The 7105-nt window shown below is 60.2% G+C and carries 7 protein-coding genes; 4 read left to right on the top strand and 3 right to left on the bottom strand.

The features are described from left to right. Positions 1–176 precede the first annotated feature (176 nt). The 3 genes from serC to AB5Y92_RS20540 all read right to left on the bottom strand — a co-directional run bounded on the left by serC (position 177) and on the right by AB5Y92_RS20540 (position 3166). Complete coding sequence (gene serC / locus AB5Y92_RS20530; RefSeq protein ID WP_181269883.1) at positions 177–1265, bottom strand: 3-phosphoserine/phosphohydroxythreonine transaminase; 1089 nt, start codon at positions 1263–1265, stop codon at positions 177–179. 225 nt (positions 1266–1490) lie between these two features. Continuing rightward, complete coding sequence (locus AB5Y92_RS20535; RefSeq protein WP_216978614.1) at positions 1491–2417, bottom strand: electron transfer flavoprotein subunit alpha/FixB family protein; 927 nt, start codon at positions 2415–2417, stop codon at positions 1491–1493. After that, the gene (locus AB5Y92_RS20540) at positions 2414–3166 is read right to left on the bottom strand and encodes an electron transfer flavoprotein subunit beta/FixA family protein (protein ID WP_368227519.1); all 753 of its coding nucleotides are present in this window, start codon (positions 3164–3166) and stop codon (positions 2414–2416) included. Before AB5Y92_RS20540 ends, AB5Y92_RS20535 begins: the two co-directional genes overlap by 4 nt. 169 nt (positions 3167–3335) lie before the next feature. On the opposite strand from AB5Y92_RS20540, the gene AB5Y92_RS20545 reads away from it, so the two are divergent. From AB5Y92_RS20545 to AB5Y92_RS20560, 4 genes are all read left to right on the top strand, one after another. Then, complete coding sequence (locus AB5Y92_RS20545) at positions 3336–4979, top strand: electron transfer flavoprotein-ubiquinone oxidoreductase (protein WP_368227521.1); 1644 nt, start codon at positions 3336–3338, stop codon at positions 4977–4979. 292 nt (positions 4980–5271) lie between these two features. Further along, entirely contained in the window at positions 5272–6219 is a 948-nt protein-coding gene (gene corA, locus AB5Y92_RS20550; protein ID WP_005337059.1) for a magnesium/cobalt transporter CorA, read from the top strand. 148 nt (positions 6220–6367) lie between these two features. Continuing rightward, positions 6368–6829: a DUF2919 domain-containing protein gene (locus AB5Y92_RS20555; protein ID WP_368227522.1), complete on the top strand. Its 462-nt coding sequence runs from the start codon at positions 6368–6370 to the stop codon at positions 6827–6829. A 153-nt stretch (positions 6830–6982) separates the two neighbouring features. Continuing rightward, the coding region (locus AB5Y92_RS20560; RefSeq protein WP_368227524.1) for a transposase at positions 6983–7105 on the top strand (123 nt) is incomplete at its 3' end.

The following is a 7105-nucleotide window of genomic DNA, read 5'->3' on the forward strand; positions in this document are numbered from 1 at the left end:
CTGCGTCCCGCTCGGCAAGGGCACTTTCAGGGGAAATCGCACGGCAAACGCCAGCGCGCTGGTTCTGTTGAAAAAAAGACGCCGGGGTATCCCCAGCGTCTTGAATCATTGCAATAGCTGGAAGCGGCTCACGAGATGTCACGAGAGGCCACCAGCAAACAGGTGGAGCTCTCTTCTCAGCCGTGACGCTTGGCAAAGCCATCCATAAAGCTCACCAGGGCCTTAACACCCTCCAGCGGCATAGCGTTGTAGATGCTGGCACGCATGCCACCGACAATGCGGTGTCCTTTGAGGGCCAGCAGGCCGGCCGCTTCCGATTCTGCCAGGAACTGCTTGTCCAGCTCGGCATTTTTCAGCTGGAACGGGATGTTCATGCGCGAACGGCAGCTGACATCCACCTGATTGCCGTAGAAGCTCGACTGATCGAGATAGTCATAGAGGAAGTCTGCCTTCTCCTTATTGCGCGCTTCCATCGCCTCGAGGCCACCCTGTTCCTTGAGCCACTCGAACACCAGACCGGCCAGATACCAGGCGTAGGTGGGCGGCGTGTTGAACATGGAGTCGTTCTTGGCAGTGAGCTTGTAGTCGAAAATCGAGGGGACATCGGCTCTCGCCTGATCCAGCAGATCATCGCGCACGATGGCAATGGCAAGCCCGGACGGCCCGATATTTTTCTGGGCACCGGCATAGATGATGCCAAAGCGGCTCACGTCGAGAGGACGGGAGAGAATGGTGGAGGAGAGATCTGCTACCAGCGGCACCTCGCCGGTGGCCGGGATGTCGAACATCTCGATGCCATCAATGGTTTCGTTCGGGCAGTAGTGAACATAGGCCGCATCGGCGCGAAACGCCGGGGTCGGCAGCAGGTGAGAGATCCCCTGCTCGTTCTTGGCAACCCCCTGGAAGGTCTGGACATCGCCATACTTTTTGGCTTCATCCACAGCGCTCTGGGACCAGACGCCGGTCAGCAGGAAGTCCGCCTTCTTGTTGGCGCCGCCCAGCAGGTTCATGGGCACGGCGGAGAACTGACCGCGGCCGCCACCGTGCATGAAGAGCACCTTGTAGTTGTCCGGCACCGCCAGCAGTTCGCGCAGATCCGCTTCGGCCTTCTCGGCCACCGCCATGTAGGGCTTGCCGCGATGGGAAAGCTCCATGACCGAGGCTCCCAGCCCCTGAAAATTACAAAATTCGCGCTGGGCGCGCTCCATGACTTCAACCGGCAGCATGGCGGGGCCGGCGCAGAAGTTGTAAATCTGTTTGCTCATGACGCTTTCCGTGAGTGGATGAGAGTAATCGATGACTTGTCAGGTTTTACACAAGAGCAGCCACAGGATCAAAGGCTTTTTGGGAGCTGGCTCAACCTTTTACCGTCACTCTGCATCCCCCTTGCAGTAGAAAAAGCCCTGAACGGGTCAGGGCTTGCAGAGAACATGCACAGAAATGGCGGGCAGAGCGCATAAACGACCACAGCTCAGCCATTTTTGACAAATTTACAGTTTGGCGGTGAGCTCAGGCAGCAGGGTGAAGAGATCCCCCACCAGCCCGTAGTCCGCCACCTGAAAGATGGGGGCATCGCTGTCCTTGTTGATGGCCACGATCACCTTCGACTCCTTCATCCCCGCCAGATGCTGAATGGCACCAGAAATACCAACCGCGATATAGAGCTCGGGCGCCACCACCTTGCCGGTCTGTCCCACCTGCAGATCGTTGGCGACATATCCCGCATCAACAGCGGCTCGCGATGCCCCCACGGCGCCGCCCAGCTTGTCGGCCAGCGCTTCTATCAAAGCAAACTGCGCCTTGGACCCCAGTGCCCGGCCACCGGAGACCACCACCCGGGCGGCGGTCAGTTCGGGCCTGCTGGAGCGCACCGCGCGGCGCTCGACCAACCGGGTACGACCAGCGAATTCGGGCACGGCCAAGCGTTCGATGAGAGCCTGCCCGCCCGTCGCCGCCTTGGCAAACGCGGTGGCCCGCACCGTCATCACTTTGACGGGCGCCGAGCTTGCCACTCTGGCAATGGCATTGCCCGCATAGATGGGGCGCAGGAAGGTGTCGCTGCTCTCGATAGCCGTCACCTCGGAGAGCATCTCCACCCCGAGCCGGGCCGCCACCTGTGGCAGCAGCGCCTTGCCCATGGCACTCGCCGCCATCAGGCAGTGGCTGTAACCTTCGCACCAGCTGGCCAGCAGCTTGTCCACCCCATCCAGCAGCCCGTCGGCCAGCAGGGGATGTTCGGCAAGCAACACCTTGTCGACGCCGCTGAGGGCTGCCGCCTGTTCACCCGCCTCGGTCAGCCCCTGACCCAGCAACAGCAGGTCAACCTGACCGCCGATGGCTCCGGCGGCGGTGACCAGTTGTGCCACGTTGTCGGCCAGATGGCCCTGATGATGTTCGGCAATGATCAGCACGCTCATGGCAGCACCTTCGCTTCGTGTTTGAGTTTGTCCACCAGCTCGTCCACCGAGCCCACCTTGACCCCGGCGCTGCGGGCTGGCGGCGCCATCACCCCGAGCAAGCCGGTCTGATTGGCCACCTCAACGGCGAGTGTCGAGAACGGGGCGCTATCAAGCGGCTTGCGCTTGGCCTTCATGATGTTGGGTAACGAAGCAAAGCGCGGTTCATTCAAACGCAGATCGGCGCTCACTACCGCAGGCTGCGGCATGCCGAGGGTCTCGAGGCCACCGTCGATTTCGCGGGTCACCAGCAGTTCCCCAGCTTCCACCTTGAGGGCTGACGCACAGGTCGCCAGCGGCCAATCATTGAGGGCAGCCAGCATCTGGGCCACCTGATTGTTGTCTGAATCGATGGACTGCTTGCCGAGCAGCACCAGATCCGGCAGCTCCTGCTCACACACCTTGTGCAAGGCACGGGCGACAGTCAGCGGGGTGAGCGTCTCATCGGTGACATAATGCAGCGCCCGATCCGCCCCCAGCGCCAGCCCATGGCGCAGTTGCTCGGCGGCAGCGTCAGGGCCGAAGGTCACCACCACCAGCTCGCTGGCGATACCCACTTCCCGCAGCCTGACCCCCTCCTCCACCGCAATTTCACAAAAGGGGTTGATCCCCATCTTCACATTGGCCAGCTCCACGTCGGAGCCGTCTCCCTTCACCCGGATCTTGACGTTGTAGTCGACTACCCGTTTGATTGCGACCAGCAGCTTCATGGGGTCATGCCTCGTCTCTTTGGATTGAATTCATTAGTGTGCCTCTGCGTTTGTTGCAGTACGCTCTTCCCTGATTTTTTGCTTTTTCTTGCTCAGTTTTGCTTACAACTGCTTTACGTTTACGTAAACTACCAGCATTACCCTAGGCCAACCAGAGCGCAGAGGCAAGATGGAACGGGAAGCAATGGAATTTGATGTCGTCATCGTCGGCGGCGGTCCGGCGGGGCTCAGTGCAGCCATCGCCCTGAAACAGCAGGATGCCACTCTCTCTGTCTGTCTGCTGGAGAAGGGAGCGGAAATTGGCGCCCATCTGCTCTCCGGCGCCCTGTTTGATCCCGTCGCCTTGCAAGAGCTGCTGCCGGATTGCTGGCAGCAAGCGCCGCTCGGCGTGCCGGTCAGCGACGATCAGGTTCATCTGCTGCAAAGCGAGCAACGCTCCCTGCAACTCCCCGCCTGGGCGGTGCCGCCCCGGATGCACAATGAGGGCTGTCACATCGTCAGCCTCGGCAATCTCTGCCGCTGGCTTGGCCAACAGGCGGAAAAACTGGGAGTCGAAATATACCCGGGATTTACCGCCAGCGAACTTATCATGGAAGCGGGCCGGGTCAAGGGGGTGATCACCGGCGATCTGGGGCTGGATCGGGCGGGCAATCCGAAAGCAGATCATGTGCCCGGCATGGCGCTGCTCGGCCGCTACACCCTCTTTGCCGAGGGGGCCCGCGGCCATCTCGGCAAGCAGCTGATCGCCACATTCAATCTGGCAAGCCCTGCCCAGCCCCAGCACTATGCCATCGGCTTCAAAGAGCTGTGGCAACTGCCAGCAGGTCGGGGCAACCCGGGAAAGGTGCTGCACGGCAGTGGCTGGCCCCTTGGCAAGCAGGGGGGCGGCAATAGTCACGGCGGTTTCTATCTCTATCACATGGAGGGGGATCAGGTCGCGGTCGGGCTGATTGTCGATCTCAACTACCAGAATCCCTGGCTCAGCCCGTTCGATGAATTCCAGCGCCTCAAGCATCACCCGCTTATCGCCGGCGTGTTGCAAGGGGGTGAGCGCATCAGCTATGGCGCCCGCGCCATCACCAAGGGGGGCTGGCACGCCCTGCCCCGCATGCACTTCCCGGGCGGCCTGCTGATCGGCTGCGATGCCGGCACTCTCGACTTTTCCCGCATCAAGGGGATCCACACCGCCATGAAGTCCGGCATGCTGGCGGCAAAAACCGTCGCGATGGCGCTGCGGGGGGGCGATGAGGGAGGGCGGGATCTGGCCCAGTATGGTGACGAGCTGCACCAGAGCTGGCTGGCCCGCGAACTCAAGGCAGCACGCAACTTCGGCGCGGCGCTTCACCGCTATGGTCCCTGGTTGGGCGGTGCCTTCAACTGGCTGGAGCAACGGCTGTTTGGCGCAAACTCGCCCTTCAAGCTGCTTGATAAGGCTCACGACTACCGTCAGCTGCGCGTGGCCAGCCGCTGCGAGCCCATCCATTATCCCAAACCCGATGGCAAGCTGAGCTTTGACAAACTCTCGTCTGTGTATCTGGCCAACACCAGTCACGACGAGGATCAGCCTTGCCACCTCAAGCTGCAGGACGAGCGCATTCCGGTCGAGGTCAATCTGCCCACCTGGGCCGAACCCGCCCAACGCTACTGCCCGGCAGGGGTGTTTGAAGTGCTTGAAATGGAAGGTGCGGCCAAACTGCAGATCAACGCCGCCAACTGCATCCACTGCAAAACCTGCGATATCAAGGATCCCAGTCAAAACATTATCTGGACGCCGCCACAGGGGGGATCCGGGCCCAATTATCCGAATATGTGATGAAGCGGGGCAGCGGCAACAAGCAGCCCCAGCTAGCTCTCCCCCAGCCAAAGGCGGGTTCTACCCCGCATAGCCGCTCAGGTGATCCGACCTCGCTGTTTTTTTGAACAAACAAGCTGAATCCCTGATGAATAGCCCCTGACAAGCGCGGCCCGCCACTGTATAGTTCGCCGCATTCAGGTTTTCCATCGGCCCGATCTGCTTATCCACGGGATCGCCTTCTGCAGCGATCTAAGGCCGCATGACCTGTGCAACCATCCCTGATTACCCATGACTTTTTAAGGGGGGACAGATGATCACCGCCTACATTCTCAACAACAAGGTGCTGGATATAGTCACGCTCGGGCCTGACGACATAGTACCTGACAACACGGTCTGGCTGGATGCCTACAAGCCGGACACGGCAGAGCGAGAATGGTTGACGGGCCTGTTCCTGGAAGAGGTCCCCGACAAGGAAGAGCTCGACGACATCGAAGCATCCGCCCGTTTTTACTGGGATACCGATGGTCTGCACATTCACTCCCTGTTTCCCCAGCGGATCGGTCGTGACACCAAGGGTGTCCACGTCTCCTTTACCCTGCGCAACAACCTGCTGATAAGCATTCGCGAAGATGACATCGGGCTGGTGCGCCTGCTGCGCCACTATATGCGCCAGGATCGGCTGGAGGTGGAGGATGCCCTCGACATCCTGCTGGAGGTGCAGAACCTCAAGGTGGAGTACCTCTCCGACCTTATCGAAGATGGTTACAAGACCTTGGAAAACACCGCCGATCAGATCTTCGAGCCGGATCAGATCAACCCCATGCTGAAAGAGTTGATGGCACAGGAAGAGGCCAACGGCCAGATCCGTCTCTCTCTGCACGATACCCGCCGCGCCCTGCGTTTCCTCAAACGCAGCCTGCGCCAGCGCATGAGCCTTGAGCAGAACAAGTGGATCGACGAGATGCTGCACGACGTGGAATCCCTGTTGCCCCACACCCAGTTTCTGTTCGACAAGATCAACTTCCAGCTGGAGGCCTCCATGGGGGTGACCAATCTGGAGCAGAACAAGGTGATCAAGATCTTCTCGGTAGCCGCCGTGATCTTCCTGCCGCCGACCCTGATCGCCAGTATCTACGGCATGAACTTTGGCCGCATGCCGGAGCTCGCCTGGGAGTATGGTTATCCCATGTCACTGGTGCTGATGGTGATGTCATCACTCGGCACCGGCCTCTTCTTCAAGCGCAAAGGCTGGCTGTAACGCCGCCGACGCGCGCTGCGATATCTTAAGAAACGGATTGGGGGGCATGGCCCCCCGATTAATTTGCGCCACGCCCAACGCCTTGCAAAGGACGCTTCGTCGCCCCATATCCCTTCCATCACTCAATTCAAGTGGATAACGGGCAACCATGACCCTCTACCCCGAACACCGATATGACGATCACGGCCAGTTGCGCCCGCCCCTCTGGTTCTGGCCCATCGCCCTGTTGCTGACCCGCTCGGTCTGGCTCTTTTTGATGGCAGGGGTCACCCGCGAGAGCGGCAGCGAGATCCTGACCCTCTTCTATCCGGACAAGATCACCCTCTACATCAGCCTGCTGACCGATGTGCCCGCCATCCTGGCGTTGCTCGCCTGTGGCGGCACCTATCAGCAGACCCATGGCATTCGCGCCAGACTCAGGCGCCATAGCCCCTTGCTGCTGCTCTGCTCTGCCACCAGCGGCATGCTGATGCAGCTGCACAGCCTCAACTTGCAGAAGTGGTCGTTCAGCTGGCCCACCGCGCTGGTGCTGGTTGCCAGCCTCTGGGCGCTCTGGTATCTGCTGCGCAGCCGCCAGTTGTGCGAATATGCGGCCGACGAGCCCCACTAACGGGGCTCCGGGCACAGATTGCGAAGCGTTCAGGCCTATTGGGGAGTAACCCGGATCTGCAGGCTCTGGCGATCGCTCTGGCTACCACGCTGAATCGCCCCTACTTTCCTAGACACCTCAAGAGCCTCAAACTGAGGTCAATCAGGAGGTATTATGAGCAAGCAGCAACGTTACACGGAAGAATTCAAACTGGCAGCCGTCAAGCAGGTGACTGAGCGCAATTACCCAGTAGCAGAGGTCGCTGAACGACTTGGTATTTCCAGCCACAGTCTTTAT

Origin of the sequence: Aeromonas sp. R1-1 (assembly GCF_040908495.1) — a bacterium.
GTDB classification, from domain to species: domain Bacteria; phylum Pseudomonadota; class Gammaproteobacteria; order Enterobacterales; family Aeromonadaceae; genus Aeromonas; species Aeromonas veronii.